Origin of the sequence: Nocardioides sp. GY 10113 (assembly GCF_004919105.1) — a bacterium.
GTDB lineage: Bacteria > Actinomycetota > Actinomycetes > Propionibacteriales > Nocardioidaceae > Nocardioides.
This window is the reverse complement of record NZ_STGK01000007.1, coordinates 120,928-143,854: the sequence shown is the minus strand read 5'-3', so window position 1 is coordinate 143,854 and position 22,927 is coordinate 120,928. Positions and strand designations below refer to the sequence as shown.

Sequence of the window (22,927 nt, the reverse complement as noted above, 5' to 3'; positions counted from 1 at the left end):
CCGCGGGCCGTCGGATACCTGCACTGCTGCCGATTGCCTGGCCTGTGACCCTTGACACGTTCCGGTCCGGTGCCAAGACTGACAGGGATTCCTGTCAGACGAGCAGCAGCAGTTGAGAGCAGCAGTTGAGAGAGCGGAGTGTCCAGGTGACGAAGCCCCGTGAGATCGCCGGTCTGTCCATCATCGTCACCGGGGGAGCGCGGGGCATCGGCCGCGCCACCGTCGAGCGGCTCGCCCGGGCCGGCGCCTCGGTCGCCGTCGGCGACCTGGACCCCGACCTGGCGGCCGCGGCGATCGCGCCGTTCGGCGACCGTGTCGCCGCCGCCCCGCTGGACGTCACCGACCCCGCATCCTGGCGGGAGTTCCTCCAGGCCGTCGGGCACCTGGGGCCGTGGGACGTGCTGGTCAACAACGCCGGGATCATGCCGCTCGGCCCGGTGCTCAAGGAGGCCGACGAGGTCACCCGGGCGATCTTCAACGTCAACACCCTGGGCCCGATCAACGGCACCAAGGCGGTGGCGCCCGGGATGGTCGAGCGGGGCCGGGGGCACATCGTCAACGTCGCCTCGGCGGTCGGCCGGATGGCGGTCGCCGACGGCGCCACCTACTCGGCCTCCAAGCACGCGGTCGTCGGCTTCACCGAGGCGATCCGTGCCGAGCTCGCCCCGCAGGGCATCGAGGTCTCGATGGTGCTCCCGGCCGTCGTCCAGACCGAGCTGTCCGCCGGCGTGCCAGCCGCGAAGGGGGTCCCGCCGGTCTCCGCCGACGACGTGGCCGCGGTGATCGAGGGCGTGATCCGCAAGCCGCGGGCCGAGGTGTGGGTGCCGCGCTGGGCGCAGGGACTGACCAAGGCCAGCCTCGCGATGCCCCGCAGGCTGCAGGACGCGATGGCCAAGGCCAGCGACGCCGGCGAGGTGCTCTCACAGGCCGACCCGGCGGCGCGCGCGGCGTACGAGGAACGCGCCCGCCGCAACGCCCACTGACGCGACCGGCCCGCCACCCCGGCCCGCATCGACCGGCACCGACCAGCACCGACCGGCGACCACCCACCGACCCGCGGAGGACCAGCGATGACCGATGAGCGCCCGTTCCAGATCAACGGCTTCTGCCACCTGGCCCTGGTCTGCTCCGACATGCAGCGCACCGTCGACTTCTACTCCGGACTGCTCGGGCTACCGCTGGTGAAGACCCTGGAGCTCCCCGAGGGCGGCGGCCAGCACTTCTTCTTCGAGGTCAGCCCCGGTTCCTACCTGGCGTTCTTCTGGTTCCCCGACGCGCCCGACCCGGTTCCCGGTGTCTCCTCGGCCGCGGACATGCCGGGGTACGGCGAGATCACCTCCGCCGTGGGGTCGATGAACCACATCGCGTTCACCATCCCCGAGGACCGGTTCGAGGAGTACAAGGCCCGCCTCGACGAGGCCGGCGTGCGCACCGGGTTCATCCTCAACCACGACGACAGCCCGTGGGGCGTCGCCGCGGCGATGCACCCCGGCGTCTTCATCCGATCCCTCTACTTCCTCGACCCCGACGGGATCCTGCTCGAGTTCGCCGCCTGGACCCGGGAGATCGGGCCCGACGAGGCCCGGCACGCGCCGATGACGGCCGCGGACCGGGTGGCGCCCGCGGCGGCCCCCGCACCCGCCGTACCCGCGGAGGCCTGAGCCGATGCCGCGACTGCGCCAGGTCCCGCGTTCCGAGGCGGACGCAGGGATCGTCACCGCCATGTACGACCTGCTGTTCGGCGAGCGCGACCCGGTCGCCGAGCCCGGCACCGAGACCGGCACGCCGGGTGACTGGTGGACGGTCTTCGCGCTGGTGCCGGACGTGCTCACGCACGCGGTGCAGGGCTTCGGGCTCTACCGCTCGGAGAAGCGCCTGCTCGACCCCGTCCTGCGCGAGCTCGGCCAGACCCGAGCCGGCTGGGCGCGGGGCAGCCAGTTCGTCTTCTCCCAGCACTGCAAGTCGCTGCGCGCACTCGGGGTGCCCGAGGAGAAGATCGAGGCGATCCCCGGCTGGCAGGTCTCCGGGCAGTTCGACGAGGTCGAGCGGGCCGTGCTGGCCTACACCGACGCCCTCGTGTACGACGGTGGGCGGGTCGCCGACGAGGTCTTCGACGCGCTGCGCCGGCACCTCAGCGACGAGCAGGTCCTCGAGCTGACCTACATCACCGCGCTCTACGAGATGCACGCGGTGATGAGCCGCGCGCTGCGCACCGAGTTCGACGACCGTCCCGAGCCGATCGTCGAGGTCGCGGCGCCGGAGGGCGGCGGCGCCCACGACGTCGGCGCGACGATCTCGGGCCGGCGGTGAGCGCCGCGTGATCGATCCCCGCGCTGCGCACGACCGGCCGGACCCGGCCGAGCTGCTGGAGGCCGTGCGCGAGTACCTCGACCACCCCGCCGAGGGTGGCCGTGACCGGCTGCACCGCCGGGTGGCCAGCAACGTGGTGGGGCTGGTCGAGCGCCAGCTGGCCGTGGCCGACGCCGATGCCGCCGCGCACCGCGACCGGCTGGCCGCGCTCGGTGTCGACGACAACGCCCAGCTCGCCGCGCTGGCGGCCGAGGTCGACGAGACCGACCCGCGCCACGGCGTGCTGAGCGCCGCTCTCGCGCAGTGGGCCCGCGCCAAGGTCGCCGTGAGCAACCCCCGCTACCTGGAGGAGGGACGATGAGCGGCACCGACGCCGAGACGAGCCACGGGCTGGACGACGTACCGGGCCGGGTGCGCGCGCTGCGCGCGAGGGTGAAGGAGTTCATGGTCGAGCTGGTGGAGCCGGCCGAGCCGGTCCTCCACGAGGGCGGGCCGGACGCCGACGCGCTGATGGGGCGGCTGCAGCAGCAGGCCCGCGACGCCGGCCTCTGGGCGATCGGCCACCCCGAGCACCTCGGCGGCGGCGGGCTGCCGTTCCTCGACTACGTGCACGTCAACGAGGTGCAGGGGCGCAGCGAGTTCGGCCAGGTCGCGCTCGGCACCTTCACGCTCCAGGACTCGCTGATGCTGGACCGCTACGCCAGCGAGGAGTGGCGGCAGAAGTACCTGCGCCCGATCGTGGAGGCCGAGTTCTGGCCGAGCTTCGCGATGACCGAGCCCGGGATCGCCGGCTCGGACCCGACCCGGCTGCAGACCTCCGCGGTCGTCGACGGCGACGAGTGGGTGATCAACGGCCGCAAGTGGTTCACCACCGGCGCCCAGCACGCCCGCTACACCACGGTGATGGTCCGCACCGAGACCGATGCGCCGGTGCACGAGAGCTTCTCGCTGATCATCGTGCCCACCGACGACCCGGGCTACCGGATCGTGCGCGACACCCCCGTGCTCGGCATGGCCTCCGACCACTGCGAGGTCGCCTACGAGGACCTGCGGGTGCCGCTGGGGAACACGCTGGGGCCGCGCGGGGCCGGGTTCCGGATCGCGCAGGAGCGGCTGGGGCCGGGACGGATCTTCCACGCGATGCGCTGGCTGGGACAGGCACAGCGGGCCTTCGACCTGATGTGCCATCGGCTCAACCAGCGCGAGGCGCACGGCTCCCGGCTGGCCGACAAGCAGCTGATGCAGCAGCACGTCTTCGACTCCTGGACCGAGATCCAGTCGGCGCGGCTGATGACGCTGGCGGCCGCGCGCCGGATGGACGCCGGCGACCAGGCCCGCGTCGAGATCGGCGCCCTCAAGGTGGCCGGCGCGCGCGTCCTGCACGACGTCGTGGACCGGGCGCTGCAGGTCTACGGCGCCGAGGGACTCACCGACGACACCCCGCTCAGCCGGATGTACCGCGCCGCGCGGCTGGCCCGGTTCTACGACGGGCCCGACGAGGTGCACATCCAGTCGGTCGCCACCCGGCTGCTGCGCGGGTACGACGCCGGACGCGAGTGGGACTTCGGCGGTCGGTGACCGGGGCCGCGGTGAGCGTCGCGCCCGGTCCGGGGGCGGGCGCGACGCTCGGGCGGTCGGCTGCGGTCGGCTGCGGTCGGATGGTCAGGCGGTCAGCAGCAGCATCGCGTCGTACTCCGCCTCCGCGGCGCGACGGCCGATCGCGGCCAGCTCCACGGAACGCTCCGCGCCGCTGAGGTGGCGACCGGCCTGGTGCAGGCAGATCACGCCCCAGCGGAAGCAGCCCATCACCTGCCACCAGCGCAGCCGGTCCGGCTCCACGGGGCAGCCGCCGGCGGCCTCGTAGGCCCGCACCAGGTCGGCGACGTCGCCGCAGCCGGCCACCTCGGCGGGGAACCCGAACCGCCAGGCCCGGATGGTCAGCCAGGCCAGGTCCTCGACCGGGTCGCCCAGGTGGGCGAGCTCCCAGTCGAGCACCGCCCGGACGCCGTCGGCGCCGACGAGCACGTTGCCGAGCCGGAAGTCGCCGTGGACCAGGCGGGGCGCGACCGGCGCGGGCCGGTGGCGTCGCAGCCAGGCGGCGACGTACCCGAGGATCGGGTGCGGATCCGGCTCGGTGTCGAGGATCGCGGTCCAGGCGTCGAGCTGGTCGTCGCGGGGGAGGTCGGGGCCGTCGCCGCCGGTGAGCGAGGCCGGGTCGATCGCGTGCAGCCGGGCCAGGATCCGGCCGGCCTCGGCGGCGAACCCGTCGCGGAAGCCGGCCAGCGCCGGGTCGCGCAGGATCCGCTGCGGCACCGACTCGCCCTCGACGTGGCTCATCAGCACGTAGCCGGCGGCCAGCGGTCCGGGCCCGGTGCCATGGGCCAGCACGTCGGGACTCGGTACGCCGTGGGCGCCGGCGGCCGCCATCAGCGCGGCCTCGCGCAGCAGCGCGGGCGCGTCGAGCGAGCCCGGGGTGTTGAGCCGGAGCACCAGCGCCGGGGCGTCCGTGCGCCGCAGCAGCCAGGTCTGCCGGGAGGCCCCGGCCGGCAGCCGCGCCGCCTCCTCGATCCCTGCCGCGGGACCGGGGGCGACCTCGGCCAGGGCAGCGACGAGGTCTCGGCTCTCGGCGACGGCGGCATCGGCGGTCATGGCCGTGATTGTATGCAGTCATGGCGGAGGTGCGCAGCGTCGAGATCGTCGAGGTCGGCCCGCGCGACGGCCTCCAGAACGAGCCGCGGCAGCTGTCCACCGCCGCGAAGGCCGTCTACGTCGAGCGCGCGTTCGCGGCCGGCGCGACCCGGGTGGAGATCACCAGCTTCGTGCACCCCCGCGCGGTCCCGGCGATGGCCGACGCCGAGCGGGTCGCCGCGGCGGTGCACGGCGGTCCCGGACGGGTCCGCTCGGCCCTCGTGGTCAACGGCCGCGGCCTGGACCGGGCGCTGGCCGCGGGCGTGGACGAGCTCAACGCGGTGCTGGTCGCCTCGGAGACGTTCTCGCAGCGCAACCAGCGGATGAGCGTCGATCAGACCCTGGCCGAGATCGGCGCGATGGCGGCCGGCGCGGCGGCCGCCGGCGTACCGCTGGGGGTGACCGTCGCCTGCGCGTTCGGCTGCCCGTTCGAGGGGCCGGTCGCCGAGGAGCGGGTGCTGGACCTGGCCGAGCGGGCCGCCGCCCACGGGGTCGGCGAGGTGTCGCTGGCCGACACCATCGGGGTCGGTACGCCGGACCGGGTCGAGCGGCTGGTCGCCGGAGTCGCCGAGCGGCTGCCCGGGGTGCGCCGGCGCGCGCACTTCCACAACACCCGCAACACCGGCTACGCCAACGCCGTGGCCGCGGTCGCCGCCGGCATCGATGCCCTCGACGCCGCGACCGGCGGCATCGGTGGCTGCCCGTTCGCGCCGGCCGCCACCGGCAACATCGCCACCGAGGATCTGGCCTACCTGCTGCACGGGATGGGGGTGAGCACCGGGCTGGACCTGCCAGCGCTGGTCGACAACGCCGTGTGGCTGCAGGGGGAGCTGGGCGGAGGCCCGGTGCCGGGGCAGCTGTCGCGGGCCGGGCTCTGGCCCTGAGTCACCCCTGCTCGTCCGCGCGCAGCCCGGCCAGCAGCGCGTCGCGCCCCTGCAGGATGTGCTCGACCATCAACGCCCCCGCCCGGGCCGGTTCCCGGGCCGCGATCGCCCCGCGGATCAGCCGGTGGAACTCGTGGGACTGTCGCGACTGCTCGGCGCTGAAGCCGCGGAAGGAGCGGAAGACCAGGGTGGCGTCCACGGTGCGCAGCAGCATCTGCTGCAGGTGCCGGTGGCGGGCCGCGGCGGCGATGCCGAGGTGGATCTCGGCGTTGGCGGCGTCCAGGGCGCGGGTGCGCTCGAGCGGGTCGCCGGTGCCGGACGTGCCGGCCGCGAGCGCCTCCCCGAACGCGGCGATCCCGCCGTCGATCACCGCCAGGTCCTCGGTGGTGTGGCGCTCGGCGGCCAGCTCCGCGGCGTACCCCTCCAGGCGGGCCCGCAGCGCGTACAGGTCGACGACGTCCTCGGCCTCGAACGCGCGGACCGTGGCGCCGCGGTGCGGCTCGAGCTGCACCAGGCCCTCGGCGTCGAGGGTGCGCAGCGCCTCGCGGACGGGCGTGCGCGAGAGGTCGAACTCCTCGGCGATGCGCTGCTCGACCAGGCGCGCCCCCGGCTCGTAGCGGCCCTCGATGATCGCGGTCCGGATCTGCTGGTACGCCGTCGTGGCGGAGGCCCGGGGGGAGGGGGTGGTCACCCGCCGAGGATATCCGTGCCCGAGCCGCGACCCTGGCGACCTGCGCGCGCGATTGCATACAATCTGGGCATGGGTGGTCCTCTCGCCGGCATCCGGGTGCTCGAGCTGGGGAGCTTCATCGCCGGCCCGTTCGCCGGTCAGCTCCTCGCCGACTACGGGGCGGAGGTGGTCAAGGTCGAGCCCCCGGGCCGCGGCGATGCGATGCGCACCTGGGGGCACACCCGCGACGGGGAGAGCCTGTGGTGGCCGACCATCGCCCGCGGCAAGCGCTCCCTCGCCCTCGACCTGCACGGTGAGGAGGGGCGCGCGGTGCTGCGGGCGCTGGCCGACGAGGTGGACGTGATCCTGGAGAACTTCCGGCCCGGGCTGCTGGAGCGGTGGGGCCTCGACCACGCCACGCTGGCCCGCACCAACCCCGGGCTGGTGATGGTGCACGTGAGCGGGTTCGGGCAGACCGGACCGCGGGCCCGCGACGCCGGCTTCGGCAGCATCGGCGAGGCGATGGGCGGGATCCGGCACACCACCGGCGAGCCCGACCGGCCGCCGGCGCGCGCCGGCGTCAGCCTCGGCGACTCGCTCGCGGCGCTGTTCGCGGTGATCGGCACCCTGGCCGCGCTCAACGAGCGGCACGCCAGCGGACGGGGGCAGGAGGTGGACGTGGCGATCTACGAGGCCGTCGCCGCGCTGATGGAGTCGACGATGGCCGACCACGCGCTGGCCGGGGTGACCCGCGGACGGTCCGGGTCGGTGCTGCCGGGCGTCGCGCCCTCCAACGTCTACCCGACCGCCGACGGCTCCGGGGTGATCCTCGCGGCCAACGCCGACGCGGTCTTCGCCCGGCTGGCGGACGTGATGGGGCGCCCCGAGCTCGCCGACGACCAGCGGTTCGCCGACCACCAGGCCCGCGGCGCCCACGCCGGCGAGCTGGACGCCCTGATCGGCGCGTGGACGGCGACGTACGACGCGGAGGAGCTGCTCGGCGCCCTGACCGGGGCCGGGGTGCCGGCCGGGCGGATCTACACCGCCGCCGACATGCTCGCCGACCCGCACTACCGGGCCCGGGAGATGGTCCTGCACCTGACCAACGCCGCCGGCCACGAGGTGCCCAGCACCGGGCTGGTGCCCAAGTTCTCCCGGTCGACGCCCCCGGTGCCGCGCCCGGGCCCGCCGCTCGGCGCCGACACCCGCGACGTGCTCGCCGACGCGGTGGCGCGGGCGGGGCTGGACTACGCCGCGCTGCTGGCGGCGGGCACGATCGCCGAGCCGACGGGAGGCCCCGCGGCGACCTGAAGCGGCTGGACGAGGCACCTGCCGTGGCCGGCAGGGAGACGCCGCTCGCCGATCCGGCGCCACCCGCGGGTGTCGCGCGAGGCGGGCGGCTCCCGACGCACCGGAGGTGTGCTGGTCCGCGGCCCGCGCGGGTGCAGCCGGCAGCTGCGTCCTCACAGCCGCGGTGCGGCAGCTCCCGGAACTGGCGGCCCGGTCCACGCGGAGGCGTGATGCGTGCGACACCCGGAATGCACGGCCCCGACCGCCGGTTACCTCCTCACATGACCCCGCCCGCGCGCCCAGCCCGCCCGGCCACCCCGGCTGCCACCCCGGTGGCAGCCCGATGACGGCCACGGAGACCGCGCGCACCCAGCGGGAACGCACCGGCGGCACCGATCCCGACCGCGCCGCGATCGCGATCCTGGCGCTCGCCGTCGGCGGCTTCACGATCGGCACCACCGAGTTCGTCACGATGGGCGTGCTGCCCGACATCGCGGCCGGCCTCGACGTGTCGGTGCCGACCGCCGGGCACGCGATCTCCGCCTACGCGCTCGGGGTCGTGGTCGGCGTACCGATCCTGGCCTTCTTCGGCGCACGGCTGCCGCGCCGGGCGATGCTGGTCGGCCTGATGGGCGCGTACGCCGCCTTCAACCTGCTCAGCGCGGCGGCGCCCAGCTTCGCGGTGCTGACCGCGGCCCGGTTCCTCGACGGGCTGCCGCACGGCGCCTACTTCGGCGTGGCCAGCCTGGTCGCGGCCGGGCTGGTGGCGCCCGGGAAGCGGGGCCGGGCGGTGGCGGCGGTGATGCTCGGGCTGTCGGTGGCGAACGTCGTCGGCGTGCCCGCGGCGACCTGGCTGGGGCAGAACCTCGGCTGGCGCGCCACCTACCTGGCCGCCGCCGGCCTGGCGGTGCTGACCGTGGCGGCGGTGCTGGCCGCGGTGCCGGCGATGCCGGGCAACCCCGAGACCAGCGGCCGCAAGGAGGCGCGTGAGTTCTTCGGCAACGCCCAGGTGTGGCTGACCATGGCCGCCGGCGCGGTCGGGTTCGGCGGGCTCTTCGCGGTCTACTCCTACATCGCTCCGACCGTCACCGAGGTGGGCGGGCTCGGCCGCGGCACCGTGCCGCTGTTCGTGCTGGCCCTGGGACTGGGCATGGTCGTCGGCACCTGGCTGGCCGGCGAGCTGGCCGGCATCTCGGTCTTCCGCAGCCTGCTCTTCGGCGGGATCAGCTGCGGCGTCGTGCTGGTCGTCTACTTCTTCGCCGCCCCGTACGGATGGCTGCTGTGGCCGGTCGCGTTCCTGGTCACCGCGACCGGGTCGATCCTGGTGGTCAACCTCCAGCTGCGGCTGATGGACGTCGCCGGCAACGCCGTCACCCTCGGCGCCGCGATGAACCACGCCGCGCTCAACGTCGCCAACGCCATGGGCGCCTGGGCCGGCGGCCTGGTCATCGCGGCCGGCTACGGCTACCGCGCGCCGGCCCTGGTCGGCGCCGCGCTCGCCGTCCTCGGGGTCCTCATCCTGCTCTGGTCCGCGGCGCTGCACCGCCGCCCCGCCCCCGCCTGAGCCGGCGCGGGGTGGAATCGGTCTCACCCCGGCGACGACCCGTTTGATTCCCGATCCCACTTTCCTGCGAGAATCGTCGCCATGTCCGCCACCACCGCCCAGCAGACCGCGCCGGAGACGGCGCCGCCGGCGGCTCCCGAGGCGGGCCCGCGTCCGCGGGTGCTCTCCGGGATCCAGCCGACCGCCGACTCCTTCCACCTCGGCAACTACGTGGGAGCGGTCCGGCAGTGGGTGGACCTGCAGCGTGACCACCAGCCCTTCTTCTTCATCGCCGACCAGCACGCGATCACCGTGGACTGGGACCCCAAGCTGCTCCGTGAGCGGACCCTGCGTGGCGCCGCGCAGCTGCTCGCCGCCGGCGTCGACCCGGCCAGGTCCGCGATCTTCGTGCAGAGCCACGTGCCGGCCCACGCGCAGCTGGCCTGGGTGCTCAACGGCCTGACCGGCTTCGGCGAGGCCCGCCGGATGACGCAGTTCAAGGACAAGACCGCGAAGGGCGGCGAGGGTGCGGCCAGCGTCGGCCTCTTCGCCTACCCGGTCCTGATGGCCGCCGACATCCTGCTCTACCGCCCGCACTACGTGCCGGTGGGCGAGGACCAGCGCCAGCACCTCGAGCTCACCCGCGACCTGGCGCAGCGCTTCAACAGCCGGTTCAAGAAGACCTTCCGGGTGCCCGAGCCCTACATCCTCAAGGCCACGGCGAAGCTGTACGACCTGCAGGAGCCGACGAAGAAGATGTCGAAGTCGAGCTCGGGGCCGATGGGCCTCATCGAGATGCTCGAGGACCCCAACCGCACCGCGAAGAAGATCCGCTCGGCGGTCACCGACTCCGGCTCGGAGGTCCGGTTCGACCTGGAGGAGAAGCCGGGGGTGAGCAACCTGCTCACCATCCACTCGGCGCTCACCGGCGAGCCGGTGCCGGCCCTGGAGGAGCAGTACGCCGGCAAGATGTACGGCGACCTGAAGAAGGACGTCGCGGAGGTGGTCGTCAACTTCGTGACGCCGTTCCGCGAGCGGACCCTGGAGCTGCTCGACGACCAGACCTACCTCACCGAGGTGCTCGCGCAGGGCGCGGAGACCGCCGGCGCGGTGGCCGAGGCGACGCTGCGCGACGTCTACCAGCGGATCGGCTTCGTCGCCCCGGCCGTGCGGACGGCGACGGGCGGCTGATGCTCACCATCGGCGTGGCGATCGCCGTCCCCGAGCCCTGGGCCGCCCAGCTCGAGGAGTACCGCCGCGCCATCGGCGATCCCACCGCGTCGGGGGTGCCCAGCCACATCACGCTGATCCCACCCACGGTGCTGCCGATCCGCGACCTCGACGTGCTCGAGCAGCACCTGAAGGGCGCGGCCGCCGAGGTGGGGCCGTTCCGGGTCCACCTGCGTGGCACCGGCACGTTCCGGCCGGTGTCGCCGGTGGTCTTCGTCGGCCTCGCCGAGGGGATCTCCCGGTGCGAGCAGCTGGCCGACGCCGTCCGGAGCGGACCGCTCGCGGTGGAGCTGGACTTCCCCTACCACCCGCACGTCACCGTGGCCCACCACCTCGGGGATGCCGAGCTCGACCGGGCCTTCGAGGAGCTGTCGGGTTTCGACTGTGCCTTCGAGGTGAAGGATTTCCACCTCTACGTCCACGAAGGGGAAGCGGGGTGGAAGGTGAGGAGCACGTTCGCGCTCTGAGCCGGTGCCGATGACCGCACTCGCAGACCAGCAGGCCAAGGCGCGCAAGACCCTGGCGACGGCCCGCCGCAAGGGCCCGCTCCTGGACCACGTGATCCGCACCGTCCAGCACTACGGCAACGCGAAGGGCAGCCTGCAGGCCGGCGGGATCACCTACTTCGGCTTCATCTCCTTCTTCCCGATCCTGGCGCTGGCGTTCGCCGTCGTCGGCTACGTCGCGCGGATCTTCCCCGACGCCGAGGACAACCTGGTCACCGCGCTGAACTCGATCTTCCCCGGCCTGATCGGCAACGGGGACGGGCAGATCTCCCTCGACACGATCTCCAGCGCGGCGCCGAGCATCGCCTCGATCGGTCTCCTCGTGGTCCTCTACTCGGGGCTGGGGTGGCTCTCCAACACCCGCTCCGCGCTGCTGGTCATGTTCGACCTCCCGTCCTGGGACCAGCCGAGCTTCGTGATCGGCAAGCTGCGGGACCTGATGACCCTCGCGGTGCTCGGCGTGGTGCTGATCGCCAGCGTCGGCCTCTCCGGTGCGCTGCGCGGGCTCTCCCAGCAGATCCTGGACTGGATCGGCCTCGGCGCCGACCTCGGCTGGCTGCTCAACGTGACCGCGGTCGTCTTCGGCCTCGCGGTCAACACGCTGCTCTTCTACGCCATGTTCCGACTGCTCGCCCGCCCCGACCTCCCGCAGCGCGCGCTGATCTCCGGCGCCGTCCTCGGCGGCATCGCGTTCGAGGTGCTCAAGCAGGTCTCCCAGTGGCTGCTGCAGTCGACGTCCAACTCGCCGGCCTTCCAGGCGTTCGGGATCGCGCTGATCCTGGTGATCTGGATCAACTACGTCGCCCGCGTGCTGATGTACGCGGCCGCCTGGGCCTACACCGCCCCCTCGGCCCGGGGCAGCCACGTCGACCACACCCAGCTGGTGCTCGGCCCCCAGCTGCCGCCCGGCGGCCTGGACGAGGGCGGCCGACCCTGGGTCGGTCCGTTCGCGGCCGGTGCGGCCGCGATGCTCGCGGTCGTGGCCGTCGTACGCCGTCGTCGCTGAACCCCACCGCACCACCCGCACCACCCGCACCACCCACAGATCGAGGAAGCACCATGAAGTTCGAGCGCAAGCACGCCATCCTGCTCCTGGCCGTGGCCGCCTGGAACGTGATCTCCTTCGGCAACTTCGCCAAGAACCTGTACGGCGCCTACGAGTCCGGCGAGGAGCGGGCGACCGGGTACTGGGTCGCGCACACCGTGCTGATCGTGGTGAACATGGCGATCGCCGCCGCCCTCGGCTCGCTCGGCGTGAAGGCGCTGCGCAGCACCCGCGACGCCTGAGTCACCCCTCCGCAGCCCCGACACCCGCGGATGGGCGCCGGCGACACCCGGCCGCCTAGACTGCGCATCGACAGATCGCGCTCGTCGACGAGCGCAGCTCCTTGGAAGGCCGAGCAATGGGCGACCTCCCCGCGGTGACCGCGCGGCCGCGTCGTCTGCTCAGCGGTCGCGGTGCCGCCGCCGGCCTCGTCGCCGCCTTCGGGGCGCTGGTCGCCCACGTCGCCTCCGGCGGCGCCATCGAGGTGGCCCCCGGCGTGGTCGCGATCGCGATCGCCCTGCCGCTGGGCACCGCGATGACCCGCGGTCGGCGGGCGGACCTGCGGCGGCTGGCCGTGGTGGCCGTGGCCGTCCAGGGCGCCGGTCACCTGACGCTGATGACGACCCCGGGCGGCGCCGGCGGCGCGAGCGCCGTCCACGAGCATGGTGCGAGCGGCATCCATCCGACCGTGATGGCGCTGCTCCACCTGCTGGTCGCGGTGGCCACGGTGGCCGTCGCCGCCGGGGTGGACCGCGCGATCCTGGTCCTGGTCGGCGACCTGGTGGCCCGGTTCCTGCCGCGGCTGCGGGGCTCCGTCAGCGTCCCGGTACGACGCGTCACGCACGGCGTGGGCCGGCACGCGGTCGCCACGATCCGCGCCGCCGTCGGCGGTCTGGTCGCCCGCGGGCCGCCGTGGTCGGGGCCCCGCGCCCCTGCCCCGCTGACCATCGCGCTGCGCTGACCCGTCCGGGAGGGCGCGGCGCGCCCTCCTGCGCGCGATCCCGCGCGCCTCCGCGAACGGATCTGTACCGATGATGAAGAAGCACCTTCCCGCCGCCGTCCTGGCGGCCCTCCTGGTCCCCGGGCTGGCCGCCTGCGGCAGCGACGACGCCCCCGAGGGCGACGCCACCGACACCGCCAGCGCGACCGTCGCGGCCGGCGTCGCGGCGGACTCCCTGACCGTCGCCGACCCGTGGGTCAAGGCCGTCGACGGCGGCATGTCCGGCGCGTTCGGCGTCCTGACCAACGACTCCGACGCCGACATCACCCTGGTCTCGGCCGACACCGACGTGGCCGGCATGGTCGAGCTGCACGAGACCGTGCAGAACGACGACGGCTCGATGGCCATGCAGCCCAAGGAGGACGGGTTCGTGGTCCCGGCCGGCGGCGAGCACGTGCTCCAGCCCGGTGGCGACCACATCATGCTGATGGGACTCTCCGGCGCGTTGGAGGCCGGCACCACGGTCACCGTGACGCTGACCTTCGACGACGGCTCCACCCAGGAGGTCGTCGCGACCGTCAAGCCGTTCACCGGCGCCGACGAGACCTACCAGGGCGGCGACCACTCGAGCGACGACATCAGCGACGGCATGAGCGACGACATGGGCGACGACATGAGCGACGGCATGGGCCACGACATGGGCGGCGAGGGCTGATGCCCGGCGGTCCGCGCTGGGACCGCCGCAGCATGCTCCGGACCGGCGCCGCCGCCTTCGGCGGCGCCGGGGTCGGCTGGAGCGCCTCGGCCCTGCTGCCCAGCGAAGCCTCCGCCGCCACCTCGGCGGCGGGGGAGACCCTGACGCTGGCCCCGCCCGCGGGCTCGGAGACCGCACCCGCGGTGGTCGGTCGCCACCAGGCGGGTGTGACCACGCCGCCGCAGGCACACCTGGCGCTGGTCGGCTGGGACCTGCGGGCCCGGCGCAGCCGGGAGTCGCTGCGGCGGATGATGCGGCTGCTCACCGACGACGCCCGGCGCCTGGCGGCGGGGCGGGCCGCGCTCGCGGACACCGAGCCCGAGCTGGCGGCGTACCCGTCCCGGCTCACGGTGACCTTCGGCTTCGGTCCCCGGGTGATGCGCGAGCTCTCGACCGTCGACGCCGGGCTGGAGCCGCTGCCGGCGTTCCGCGGTGACGCCCTCGACGACGCCTGGGGCCAGACCGACGTGGTCGCCCAGATCTGTGCCGACGACCCGATCACGCTGGCCCACGCCCGGCGGATGCTGCTCAAGGACGCCCGCGGCTTCGCCGAGGTGCGCTGGATCCAGGAGGGGTTCCGCACCGCGCGGGGCACCGCTCCGGCCGGCGCCTCGATGCGCAACCTGATGGGCCAGGTCGACGGGACGGTCAACCCCGACCCCGCCGAGCCCGACTTCGACGGGTTGATCTGGGCCGACGGGGAGGCCGGCGGCGGTGCTGGCGGCCGTGCTGGCGGGGAGGCCTTCGCCGGCGGCACCTTCCTGGTGGTCCGCCGGATCCGGATGGACCTCGAGGGCTGGGACCGGGTCGACCGCAGGGGCCGCGAGGAGGTCGTCGGTCGGCGCCTGGACAACGGTGCCCCGCTGACCGGCGAGCACGAGACCGACGCCCCCGACTTCAACGCGACGACCTCGTTCGGGTTCCCGGTGATCGACCCGGCCAGCCACATCGCCCGCGCCCGCAGCTCCGACCCGGTGCAGCGGTTCCTGCGCCGGCCCTACAACTACACCGTTCCCGACCCGTCGCGGCCGACCGGCGAGGACTCCGGTCTGCTCTTCCTCGCCTACGCCGCGGACGTGGCCCGGCAGTTCGTCCCGGTGCAGCGGCGCCTCTCCGAGATGGACCGGCTGAACGAGTGGACGCAGGCGATCGGCTCCGCCGTCTACGCGATTCCGCCCGCGGCCACGGATGATGGGTACGTCGGCGAGTCCCTGCTGGGCACCGACGCGTAACGACAGCCAGGAGTAGTGAACGTGAAGAAGACCCCGCGCCACGCAGGCTGGGCCGCCACGCTGGTGGCCCTGGTGGCGTCCGCCCTGTTCGGCGTGGTCGCGGCGGGCTGGTCGAACCCGGCCGCCGCCCACACCTCCCTCGTCGGTTCCACGCCCGAGGACGGTGCGCGCCTGGACGCGCTGCCCGCGGAGATGACGTTCACCTTCAGCGAGCCGATCAGCCCGCCGGCGTACGTCGTGGTGACGGCGCCCGACGGCACCCCGGCCGCCGCCGAGGAGGTGCGCGTGGCCGGCACCGAGGTCAGCGTGGCGCTGGCCGACCCGGGCATCGCCGGCCGCTACACCGCCGCCTTCCGGGTGGTCTCCGAGGACGGCCACCCGGTGACGGGGCAGCTGAGCTTCGACGTCGGCGACGCCGCGGCGTCCGACGAGCCGTCCGATGAGCCGTCCGGCGCCACGTCCGACGAGCCTGCCGACGAGCCCGCCGACGAGCCGGTGACCGATGCCGCGATCGGCGTGGAGGTGGACCCCGGGCCGTCCCGCAGCACGATCTTCTGGGGCGTGGGCATCGGTCTGTTCGCGGTCGCCGGTGGGCTCGCGCTGCTGGCACGGAGGTCGCGGTCGTGAGCGCGCCCGCCCCCCAGCGCCCCGCGACGACCGGCGAACGTCCGGGCCCCGCCGACCGTCGCCGGCCGGTGCTGGCCGCCGCGGCGGTCCTCGCCGGCCTCGCCGCGCTGGTCACGCTGCTGCTGGTCGGTGGTGGCGCGCCGCGGGAGCCGATCCCCGGGCTGCCCGATCCCGGCCGGCTGACCGGATGGGGGCTGCCGATCGTGCGGCTGCTCACCGACCTGCTCGCCGTCGGCCTCGTCGCGGGGCTGATGGTGGCCCCGCTGACGATGCGTCGGCCCGCCGACGAGATGAGCGGACGGGCGCTGCGCGCCACCGGTTCGGTGCGCTGGCTCGCGGCGGGCTGGGCGCTCGCCGCGCTCGCGCAGCTGGTGCTGACCTTCTCCGACCAGTTCGCGATCCCGCTCGGCGACGTCACCTGGGTGGAGTTGCGTGGCTTCGCCCGGACCGTCGACCAGGGGCAGGCGCTGGTCGTCCAGGCGCTCCTGGCCGCCGCCGTGGCCGTCGTCGCGCGCTGGATGCTGACCAACCGCTCCGTGCTGATCCTGCTCGGTGTCGCCCTGGTGGGGCTGGTGCCGCCGCTGCTCACCGGCCACGCCGCCTCCTCGGGCAGCCACGACACCGCGATCGTGGCGATCGTGATCCACGTGCTGGCCGCCGTGGTGTGGTCCGGCGGCGTGCTGGCGCTGTGGTGGCACCTCGGCTCCGCGGAGGAGCCGCGCCTCCGGGCGGTACGCCGCTTCGGCGCCGTCGCCACCTGGTGCTTCGGCCTGGTGCTCGCCTCGGGCCTGCTGAGCGCGTGGGTGCGCGTGGCATCGGTGGACGAGCTGCTCTCGGCGTACGCGCTGGGAGCCCTGGCGAAGGTCGCGGTCGTCGGCCTGATCGGCGTGCTGGTGATCCGCTACCGGCGCCGACTGCCCGACGCCGGCCTGTCCGCGCGGGCCCTGCTGGCGCGGCTGACCGCGGTCGAGGGCGGCCTGATGGCGATCGCGATGGGTCTGGGCGTGGCGCTCTCCCGCACGCCGCCGCCGGTCGGCGAGCCCTACACCTCGGCGGCCGAGAGCCTGCTCGGCGGGCCGATCCCGCCCGAGCCCACGCTGGGCCGGCTGCTGTGGTCGTTCACGCCGAGCGGCCTCGGCCTCGCCGTGGTCGGCATCGGCACCGCGGCGTACCTGGTCGGTCTGGTCACCTTGCGCCGCCGTGGCGACTCCTGGCCGGTCCTGCGGACGGTCTCCTGGTTCCTGGGGATCGCCCTGGTCGGCTACGCCACCCTGGGCGGCCTCGGCGTCTACGCGAACGTCATGTTCAGCGCCCACATGGCGGCGCACATGATGCTCTCGATGGTCGCCCCGATCCTGCTGGTGCTCGGCCAGCCGATCCAGCTGGCGCTGCGCGCGTTGCCCGGTAGCGACGTGCCCGGGGGAGTGGGCCCGCGCCAGATGCTCGCGACCGCGCTCGGCTCGAGGATCGCGCGGCTCTGGCTCAACCCGGTGACGGCGGGTCTGCTGCTGGTCGGTGCGCTGTACCCGGTGTACCTCACCGGCCTGTTCGACGGCCTGATGCAGAACCACCTGGGCCACCTGATGATGGAGGCGCACTTCCTCGTCGCCGGCCTGATCTTCTTCGAGCTGCTCCTCGGCTCCCGCCCGGGCCATCAGGTCTCCTACATCAGCCGGCTGATGCTGCTGCTGGTCACCATGCCGTTCCACGCGTTCTTCTCGATCACCGTGATGGGCTCCGACACCGTCGTCGGCGAGCGGTACTACTCGCTGCTCGACCTGCCCTACGTGCCCGACCTGCTCGCTGACCAGAACCTCGCCGGCTCCATGAACTGGGCCCTGGGCGAGGTGCCGATGGTGATGGTGATCGTGGTGCTGGTCATCCAGTGGTTCCGCGACGACACCCGTGAGGCCAAGCGGCGCGACCGGGCCGCCGACCGGGACGGGGACGCCGAGCTCGCGGCCTACAACCGGATGCTGCAGGGGATCGGCGACGAGGTGAAGCGCCACCCCTGACCCGCCGAGTGGGTGGGTAGCGCCGGCCGAGTCGGTCGAACCCGCCGGCCGAGTCGGTCGAACCCGCCGGGGGCTTCGAGCGGTGCCGACCCCGCGCCGACGGTGCTGCTCATCGGCGCCCTCACGACCCGTCGGGTGGCGCGGCTCCTGCCGGCCCGGGGGACAGCGACAGGTCGGCGGTGAGGTAGTGGGCGAGCACCGGGCCGAGGAGTCCCGCCAGGGTGTCGCGGTCGGCCTCGACCAGGGCGGGCAGCCCGACGATGTGCCGGGCCAGCACCAGGCCGGCGATCTGGGACCCCATCAGGCTGGCCCGGAGCTCGGCGTGGTCGGTGCCGAGTCGCTGCGCCAACGGCAGCAGCAGCTGGCCGACCAGGCGGTCACGCACCAGGGCGGCGGCCTGGTCCTCGGACGCCGCGGCGCGCAGCATGCCCGTCACGACCTGCCGGCCCGAGGGGGAGTCGAGGAGGTCCAGCACGAAGCCGGCCAGCCGGCCGCCGAGGCCCGTCGGCCCCGGCGCCAGCAACCTGTCGAAGGTCGACCCGGGGTCGAAGGGCAGCTCCACGGCGGCGACGAAGAGGTCGCCCTTGGAGCCGAAGTAGTGACTGACCAGTCGTACGTCGACCCCGGCCGCGGACGCGATCTGCCGCAGCGACGTACCAGCGAAGCCGTCCTCTGCGAACAGCCGGCGCGCCGCCTCCAGGATCTGCCCGCGCGCGTCCGAACCGCCCGGCCGTCGGCCGCGACGGCCGCTCACCGGTGCCCCTTGACAAAATTCATCAGGTGGAGAATAACATTTCATCATGCGTGGAAATACAACCGTGGCCGTGAGCTCGACCGGTCGGATCATGCCGGTCATCGGCATCTCGCTGATGACGATCGTCTCCGCCGTGGTCGGCCTCAACGTGGCCCTGCCGGACATCGCCCGGGCGACCGGCGCGACCCAGACCCAGCTGACCTGGATCATCGATGCCTACACCGTCGTCTTCGCCGCGCTGCTCTTCTTCGCCGGCGCGCTCGGCGACCGGTTCGGCCGCAAGGCGCTGCTGCTGGTGGGCCTGACGATCTTCGGACTGGCGGCGGTCGCGGGCGCCTTCGTCGACACCCCGACCGGGCTGATCGGGGTGCGCGCCGCGATGGGTCTGGGTGCCGCCGCGGTGATGCCGACGACGCTGTCGGTGATCACCACCTCCTTCCCGGAGGAGGAGCGGCCGCGTGCGATCGGGGTGTGGGTCGGCATCGCCGGCGCCGGCGCGGTCGTCGGGCTCTTCATCACCGCGATCCTGCTCGAGCTCTTCGCCTGGCAGTCCTTCTTCTGGCTCAATGCCGGGCTGGCCGCGATCTCGGTGGTCGGGACGCTGGTCGTCGTCCCCGACTCCGTCGACGAGCACCCGCCCGCGGTCGACGTGGTGGGCGGCCTGCTGACCCTGGTCGGCATGGGCCTGCTCGTCTTCGGCATCATCGAGGGGCCCGAGCGCGGCTGGTCCGACTGGATCACCCTGGTCGCGCTGATCGGCGGCGCCGCGGGGCTGGCGGCCTTCGTGTGGTGGGAGCTGGGGCGCGAGCAGCCGCTGTTGGATCCCCGGCTCTTCGCGGTCCGGGGCTTCTCGGTGGGCAGCCTGGCGATCGCGGTGACGTTCTTCTGCTGGTTCGGGCTGATCTTCTCGATCCTGCAGTACCTGCAGTTCGTGATCGCGCTGAGCCCGCTGGAGGCGGCGCTGAGGATGCTGCCGATCCCGTTCCTGCTGATCCCCACCGCACGCCTGGCGCCCCGCCTGGCGGCCCGGTTCGGCTTCCGCCACCTGGTGCCGCTCGGGATGGTGCTGCTGGCGGTCGGCCTGTACGTCGTCAGCCTCTCCCAGGTCGACCTGAACTACCCGGTCTTCGCCCTCGGGCTGCTGATCGGCGCCGCGGGCATGGGGCTGTCCGGCACGCCAGCCACCACGGCGGTGACCGAGGCGCTGCCGGCCGCCAAGCAGGGCGTCGCCTCGGCGATGAACGACACCGCCCGCGAGCTGGGCTCCGCGCTCGGCATCGCCGTGCTCGGCTCCACCCTCAACCAGGTCTACCGCGACGGCCTGGTCGACCACGTCGCCGGGCTGCCGCAGCAGGCGGCGGACGCGGTCCTGGGGTCGGTCGCCTTCACCACCTCGCCCGAGCTGGCGCGGCTCGGGGAGCGCGGCCAGCAGCTCGCCGAGCTGGCCCGCCAGTCCTTCGTGGACGGCGTCAGCGCCGCCCTGGTGGTCGCCGCCGGGGTCGCCCTGGTGACGGCGGTGGTGGTCCTGGTGTTCGCCCCGAGGCAGGACCACCGGGACCAGTAGGTCGTACGACGACGACGGCCGTTGCCGCCCGGTCTCCCGGAGCGGCAACGGCCGTCGGTCGTCTACCCGCGGCTACGGCGGGTCAGAGGCCCATCTTCATCGCGGTGCGGAGGTCCTTGTTCAGCTGGCTGATGACGTCCAGCGGGATCTCCTTGGGGCACGCCGAGGCGCACTCGCCGATGTTGGTGCAGCCGCCGAAGCCCTCGTGGTCGTGCTGGCCGACCATGTCGACCACGCGCGAGTAGCGCTCCGGCTGACCCTGCGGCAGCTCGCCCAGGTGGGTGATCTTGGCGCCGAGGAACAGCGACGCGGAGCCGTTCGGGCACGCCGCCACGCAGGCGCCGCAGCCGATGCAGGTGGCCACGTTGAAGGCGCGCATCGCCTTGTCGCGGGGCGCGGGCACCGAGTTGGCCTCGGGGGCCGAGCCGGTGTTGGCCGAGATGTAGCCGCCGGACTGGATGATCCGGTCGAACGCGGAGCGGTCGACGATCAGGTCCTTGATCACCGGGAACGGCTCGGCGCGCCACGGCTCGACGGTGATCGTGTCGCCGTCGGAGAAGGAGCGCATGTGCAGCTGGCAGGTCGTGGTGACCTCCGGGCCGTGCGCCTGGCCGTTGATCATCAGCGAGCACATGCCGCAGATGCCCTCGCGGCAGTCGGAGTCGAACGCCACCGGCTCCTCGCCGGAGGTGACGAGCTGCTCGTTGAGCAGGTCGAGCATCTCCAGGAACGACATGTCGGTGGAGACACCGTCGAGCTGGTACGTCTTGAGTCCGCCCTGGTCCTGCGGGCCGCTCTGGCGCCAGATCTTGAGGGTGATCTTCACTTGTACGACCTCTGCTTCATCTCGATGGCGGTGTAGATCAGGTCTTCCTTGTGCAGGACCGGCGAGCCATCCTCACCGCCCCACTCCCAGGCCGCGACGTAGGCGAACTCGTCGTCGTGACGCATCGCCTCGCCGTCCTCGGTCTGCGACTCGGCCCGGAAGTGGCCGCCGCAGGACTCGCGCCGGTTGAGCGCGTCGATGCACATGAGCTCGCCGAGCTCGATGAAGTCGGCGACGCGGCCGGCCTTCTCGAGGTCCTGGTTGAGGGTGTCGGCGGAGCCGAGCACCTTGACGTTGCTCCAGAACTCCTTCTTGAGGTCGCGGATCAGGCCGATGGCCTTGATCAGGCCCTCCTTGGTCCGCTCCATGCCGCAGTACTCCCACATGATCTGGCCGAGCTGCTTGTGGAAGGAGTCCACGGTGCGGGTGCCGTCGATCGAGAGGAACTGGTCGATCCGTGCCTGCACCGCCTGCCGCGCCTCGACCACGGCCGGGTGCGACTCGTCGACGGTCTCGAACGGGCCGTCGGCGAGGTAGTCGCGGATGGTGTTCGGCAGCACGAAGTAGCCGTCGGAGAGGCCCTGCATCAGCGCGGAGGCGCCGAGGCGGTTCGCGCCGTGGTCGGAGAAGTTCGCCTCACCGGCGCAGAACAGGCCGGGGATGTTGGTCTGCAGCTCGTAGTCGACCCACAGGCCGCCCATCACGTAGTGCACGGCGGGGTAGATCCGCATCGGCAGCTCGTAGGGGTTCTCACCCGTGATCCGCTCGTACATGTCGAGGAGGTTGTCGTACTTCTCCTCGATGGCCTCCTTGCCGAGGCGCTCGATCGCGGCACCCAGGTCCAGGTAGACGCCGCGGCGGACCATGCGCTTCTCGCCGTCGGGGCCGGTCTCCTCGACCTGAGGTCCGACGCCGCGGCCCTCGTCGCACATGTACTTGGCGGCACGGGAGGCGATGTCGCGGGGGACCAGGTTGCCGAAGGAGGGGTAGATCCGCTCCAGGAAGTAGTCGCGGTCGGCCTCGGGGATCTCGCGGGGGTCCTTGTCGCAGTCCTCGACGTTCTTCGGCACCCAGATCCGGCCGTCGTTGCGCAGCGACTCCGACATCAGGGTCAGCTTCGACTGGTGCGCGCCGGTGACCGGGATGCAGGTCGGGTGGATCTGCGTGTAGCAGGGGTTGGCCATGTAGGCACCCTTGCGGTGCGCGCGCCACGCGGCGGTGACGTTCGAGCCCATCGCGTTGGTGGAGAGGAAGTAGACGTTGCCGTAGCCGCCGGTGGCCAGGACGACCGCGTCGGCCAGGTGCGTCTCGATCTCGCCGGTGACCATGTCGCGGGCGATGATGCCGCGGGCCTTGCCGTCGACGACGATCACGTCGAGCATCTCGTGGCGGGTGAACTGCTCCACCGTGCCGGCGGCGACCTGGCGCTCCATGGCCTGGTAGGCGCCGATCAGCAGCTGCTGACCCGTCTGGCCGCGGGCGTAGAAGGTCCGGGAGACCTGCACGCCACCGAAGGAGCGGTTGTCGAGCAGGCCGCCGTACTCGCGGGCGAAGGGGACACCCTGGGCGACGCACTGGTCGATGATGTTCGCGCTGACCTCGGCCAGGCGGTAGACGTTCGACTCGCGGGCCCGGTAGTCGCCGCCCTTGACCGTGTCGTAGAAGAGGCGGTACGTCGAGTCGCCGTCCTCCTTGTAGTTCTTGGCCGCGTTGATGCCGCCCTGGGCGGCGATCGAGTGCGCACGACGCGGGGAGTCCTGGTAGCAGAAGGACTTCACGTTGTAGCCGGCCTCGCCGAGGGTGGCCGCGGCGGCGCCGCCGGCCAGGCCGGTGCCGACGATGATCACCGAGAGCTTGCGGCGGTTGGCCGGGTTGACCAGCCGGTTCTCGAACTTGCGCGTGGTCCACCGGTCCTTGATCGGACCGGTCGGGGCCTTCGGGTCGACGAGGCCGTCACCGAGGGTGTAGAAGCCCTCGGCGTCGTCGGAGACCTGCGTGGGGGCCGCGTTGAGCGGGGTGAGGCCGTCGTGGAGGGTGCTGCCAGCCATG

The 22,927-nt window shown here is 73.3% G+C and carries 23 protein-coding genes; 18 read left to right on the top strand and 5 right to left on the bottom strand.

What is annotated here, in order from left to right:
- Nucleotides 1-146: 146 nt before the first annotated feature.
- The 5 genes from E8D34_RS11205 to E8D34_RS11185 all read left to right on the top strand — a co-directional run bounded on the left by E8D34_RS11205 (nucleotide 147) and on the right by E8D34_RS11185 (nucleotide 3,888).
- Nucleotides 147-983 carry an SDR family oxidoreductase gene (locus tag E8D34_RS11205; protein ID WP_206056679.1) on the top strand — a complete coding sequence of 279 codons (837 nt, stop codon included), beginning with the start codon at nucleotides 147-149 and terminating at the stop codon, nucleotides 981-983.
- A gap of 87 nt (nucleotides 984-1,070) precedes the next feature.
- Nucleotides 1,071-1,661, top strand: coding sequence for a VOC family protein (locus E8D34_RS11200; protein WP_136594715.1), 591 nt, complete (start codon nucleotides 1,071-1,073; stop codon nucleotides 1,659-1,661).
- A gap of 4 nt (nucleotides 1,662-1,665) precedes the next feature.
- Nucleotides 1,666-2,310, top strand: a complete 645-nt coding sequence (locus E8D34_RS11195; protein ID WP_136594714.1) for a carboxymuconolactone decarboxylase family protein — start codon at nucleotides 1,666-1,668, stop codon at nucleotides 2,308-2,310.
- Nucleotides 2,311-2,317: 7 nt separating this feature from the next.
- Nucleotides 2,318-2,671, top strand: a complete 354-nt coding sequence (locus tag E8D34_RS11190) for a DUF6285 domain-containing protein (protein WP_206056678.1) — start codon at nucleotides 2,318-2,320, stop codon at nucleotides 2,669-2,671.
- Nucleotides 2,668-3,888: an acyl-CoA dehydrogenase family protein gene (locus E8D34_RS11185; protein ID WP_136594713.1), complete on the top strand. Its 1,221-nt coding sequence runs from the start codon at nucleotides 2,668-2,670 to the stop codon at nucleotides 3,886-3,888. The genes E8D34_RS11190 and E8D34_RS11185 overlap by 4 nt, the downstream gene beginning before the upstream one ends.
- Nucleotides 3,889-3,972: 84 nt before the next feature.
- Here E8D34_RS11185 and E8D34_RS11180 read toward each other — a convergent pair whose 3' ends face one another.
- The gene (locus E8D34_RS11180) at nucleotides 3,973-4,959 is read right to left on the bottom strand and encodes a phosphotransferase family protein (RefSeq protein WP_136594712.1); all 987 of its coding nucleotides are present in this window, start codon (nucleotides 4,957-4,959) and stop codon (nucleotides 3,973-3,975) included.
- 20 nt (nucleotides 4,960-4,979) lie between these two features.
- On the opposite strand from E8D34_RS11180, the gene E8D34_RS11175 reads away from it, so the two are divergent.
- Nucleotides 4,980-5,882, top strand: a complete 903-nt coding sequence (locus tag E8D34_RS11175; RefSeq protein WP_136594711.1) for a hydroxymethylglutaryl-CoA lyase — start codon at nucleotides 4,980-4,982, stop codon at nucleotides 5,880-5,882.
- 1 nt (nucleotide 5,883) lies between these two features.
- Here E8D34_RS11175 and E8D34_RS11170 read toward each other — a convergent pair whose 3' ends face one another.
- Nucleotides 5,884-6,573: a GntR family transcriptional regulator gene (locus E8D34_RS11170; protein ID WP_168929409.1), complete on the bottom strand. Its 690-nt coding sequence runs from the start codon at nucleotides 6,571-6,573 to the stop codon at nucleotides 5,884-5,886.
- Nucleotides 6,574-6,642: 69 nt separating this feature from the next.
- On the opposite strand from E8D34_RS11170, the gene E8D34_RS11165 reads away from it, so the two are divergent.
- From E8D34_RS11165 to E8D34_RS11115, 11 genes are all read left to right on the top strand, one after another.
- Complete coding sequence (locus E8D34_RS11165) at nucleotides 6,643-7,863, top strand: CoA transferase (RefSeq protein WP_136594709.1); 1,221 nt, start codon at nucleotides 6,643-6,645, stop codon at nucleotides 7,861-7,863.
- 322 nt (nucleotides 7,864-8,185) lie between these two features.
- The gene (locus E8D34_RS11160) at nucleotides 8,186-9,406 is read left to right on the top strand and encodes an MFS transporter (RefSeq protein WP_136594708.1); all 1,221 of its coding nucleotides are present in this window, start codon (nucleotides 8,186-8,188) and stop codon (nucleotides 9,404-9,406) included.
- A gap of 81 nt (nucleotides 9,407-9,487) precedes the next feature.
- A complete protein-coding gene (gene trpS / locus E8D34_RS11155) occupies nucleotides 9,488-10,576 on the top strand; it encodes a tryptophan--tRNA ligase (RefSeq protein WP_136594707.1) in 1,089 nt (362 codons plus the stop codon).
- Nucleotides 10,576-11,082: a 2'-5' RNA ligase family protein gene (locus E8D34_RS11150; protein WP_136594706.1), complete on the top strand. Its 507-nt coding sequence runs from the start codon at nucleotides 10,576-10,578 to the stop codon at nucleotides 11,080-11,082. The genes trpS and E8D34_RS11150 overlap by 1 nt, the downstream gene beginning before the upstream one ends.
- Before the next feature lie 10 nt (nucleotides 11,083-11,092).
- Complete coding sequence (locus E8D34_RS11145) at nucleotides 11,093-12,127, top strand: YhjD/YihY/BrkB family envelope integrity protein (RefSeq protein WP_136594705.1); 1,035 nt, start codon at nucleotides 11,093-11,095, stop codon at nucleotides 12,125-12,127.
- A gap of 53 nt (nucleotides 12,128-12,180) precedes the next feature.
- Complete coding sequence (locus tag E8D34_RS11140; RefSeq protein ID WP_136594704.1) at nucleotides 12,181-12,408, top strand: hypothetical protein; 228 nt, start codon at nucleotides 12,181-12,183, stop codon at nucleotides 12,406-12,408.
- 116 nt (nucleotides 12,409-12,524) lie between these two features.
- Nucleotides 12,525-13,127: a hypothetical protein gene (locus E8D34_RS11135; RefSeq protein ID WP_136594703.1), complete on the top strand. Its 603-nt coding sequence runs from the start codon at nucleotides 12,525-12,527 to the stop codon at nucleotides 13,125-13,127.
- 70 nt (nucleotides 13,128-13,197) lie between these two features.
- Nucleotides 13,198-13,821, top strand: coding sequence for a copper chaperone PCu(A)C (locus E8D34_RS11130; RefSeq protein ID WP_136594702.1), 624 nt, complete (start codon nucleotides 13,198-13,200; stop codon nucleotides 13,819-13,821).
- A complete protein-coding gene (locus E8D34_RS11125) occupies nucleotides 13,821-15,092 on the top strand; it encodes a Dyp-type peroxidase (protein ID WP_136594701.1) in 1,272 nt (423 codons plus the stop codon). Before E8D34_RS11130 ends, E8D34_RS11125 begins: the two co-directional genes overlap by 1 nt.
- 21 nt (nucleotides 15,093-15,113) lie before the next feature.
- Entirely contained in the window at nucleotides 15,114-15,719 is a 606-nt protein-coding gene (locus tag E8D34_RS11120) for a copper resistance CopC family protein (protein WP_168929408.1), read from the top strand.
- Entirely contained in the window at nucleotides 15,716-17,734 is a 2,019-nt protein-coding gene (locus tag E8D34_RS11115) for a cytochrome c oxidase assembly protein (RefSeq protein ID WP_136594699.1), read from the top strand. Before E8D34_RS11120 ends, E8D34_RS11115 begins: the two co-directional genes overlap by 4 nt.
- A 121-nt stretch (nucleotides 17,735-17,855) precedes the next feature.
- On the opposite strand, the gene E8D34_RS21545 is transcribed toward E8D34_RS11115, so the two are convergent.
- Nucleotides 17,856-18,488, bottom strand: coding sequence for a TetR family transcriptional regulator (locus E8D34_RS21545; RefSeq protein ID WP_168929407.1), 633 nt, complete (start codon nucleotides 18,486-18,488; stop codon nucleotides 17,856-17,858).
- A 70-nt stretch (nucleotides 18,489-18,558) separates the two neighbouring features.
- Here E8D34_RS21545 and E8D34_RS11105 point away from each other — a divergent pair, with 70 nt between their 5' ends.
- Entirely contained in the window at nucleotides 18,559-20,052 is a 1,494-nt protein-coding gene (locus E8D34_RS11105; RefSeq protein WP_206056677.1) for an MFS transporter, read from the top strand.
- Nucleotides 20,053-20,134: 82 nt separating this feature from the next.
- On the opposite strand, the gene E8D34_RS11100 is transcribed toward E8D34_RS11105, so the two are convergent.
- On the bottom strand, nucleotides 20,135-20,878 hold the full coding sequence (locus E8D34_RS11100) for a succinate dehydrogenase/fumarate reductase iron-sulfur subunit (RefSeq protein WP_136594696.1): 744 nt from the start codon (nucleotides 20,876-20,878) through the stop codon (nucleotides 20,135-20,137).
- Complete coding sequence (locus E8D34_RS11095; protein WP_136594695.1) at nucleotides 20,875-22,926, bottom strand: fumarate reductase/succinate dehydrogenase flavoprotein subunit; 2,052 nt, start codon at nucleotides 22,924-22,926, stop codon at nucleotides 20,875-20,877. Before E8D34_RS11095 ends, E8D34_RS11100 begins: the two co-directional genes overlap by 4 nt.
- Nucleotide 22,927: the final 1 nt, after the last annotated feature.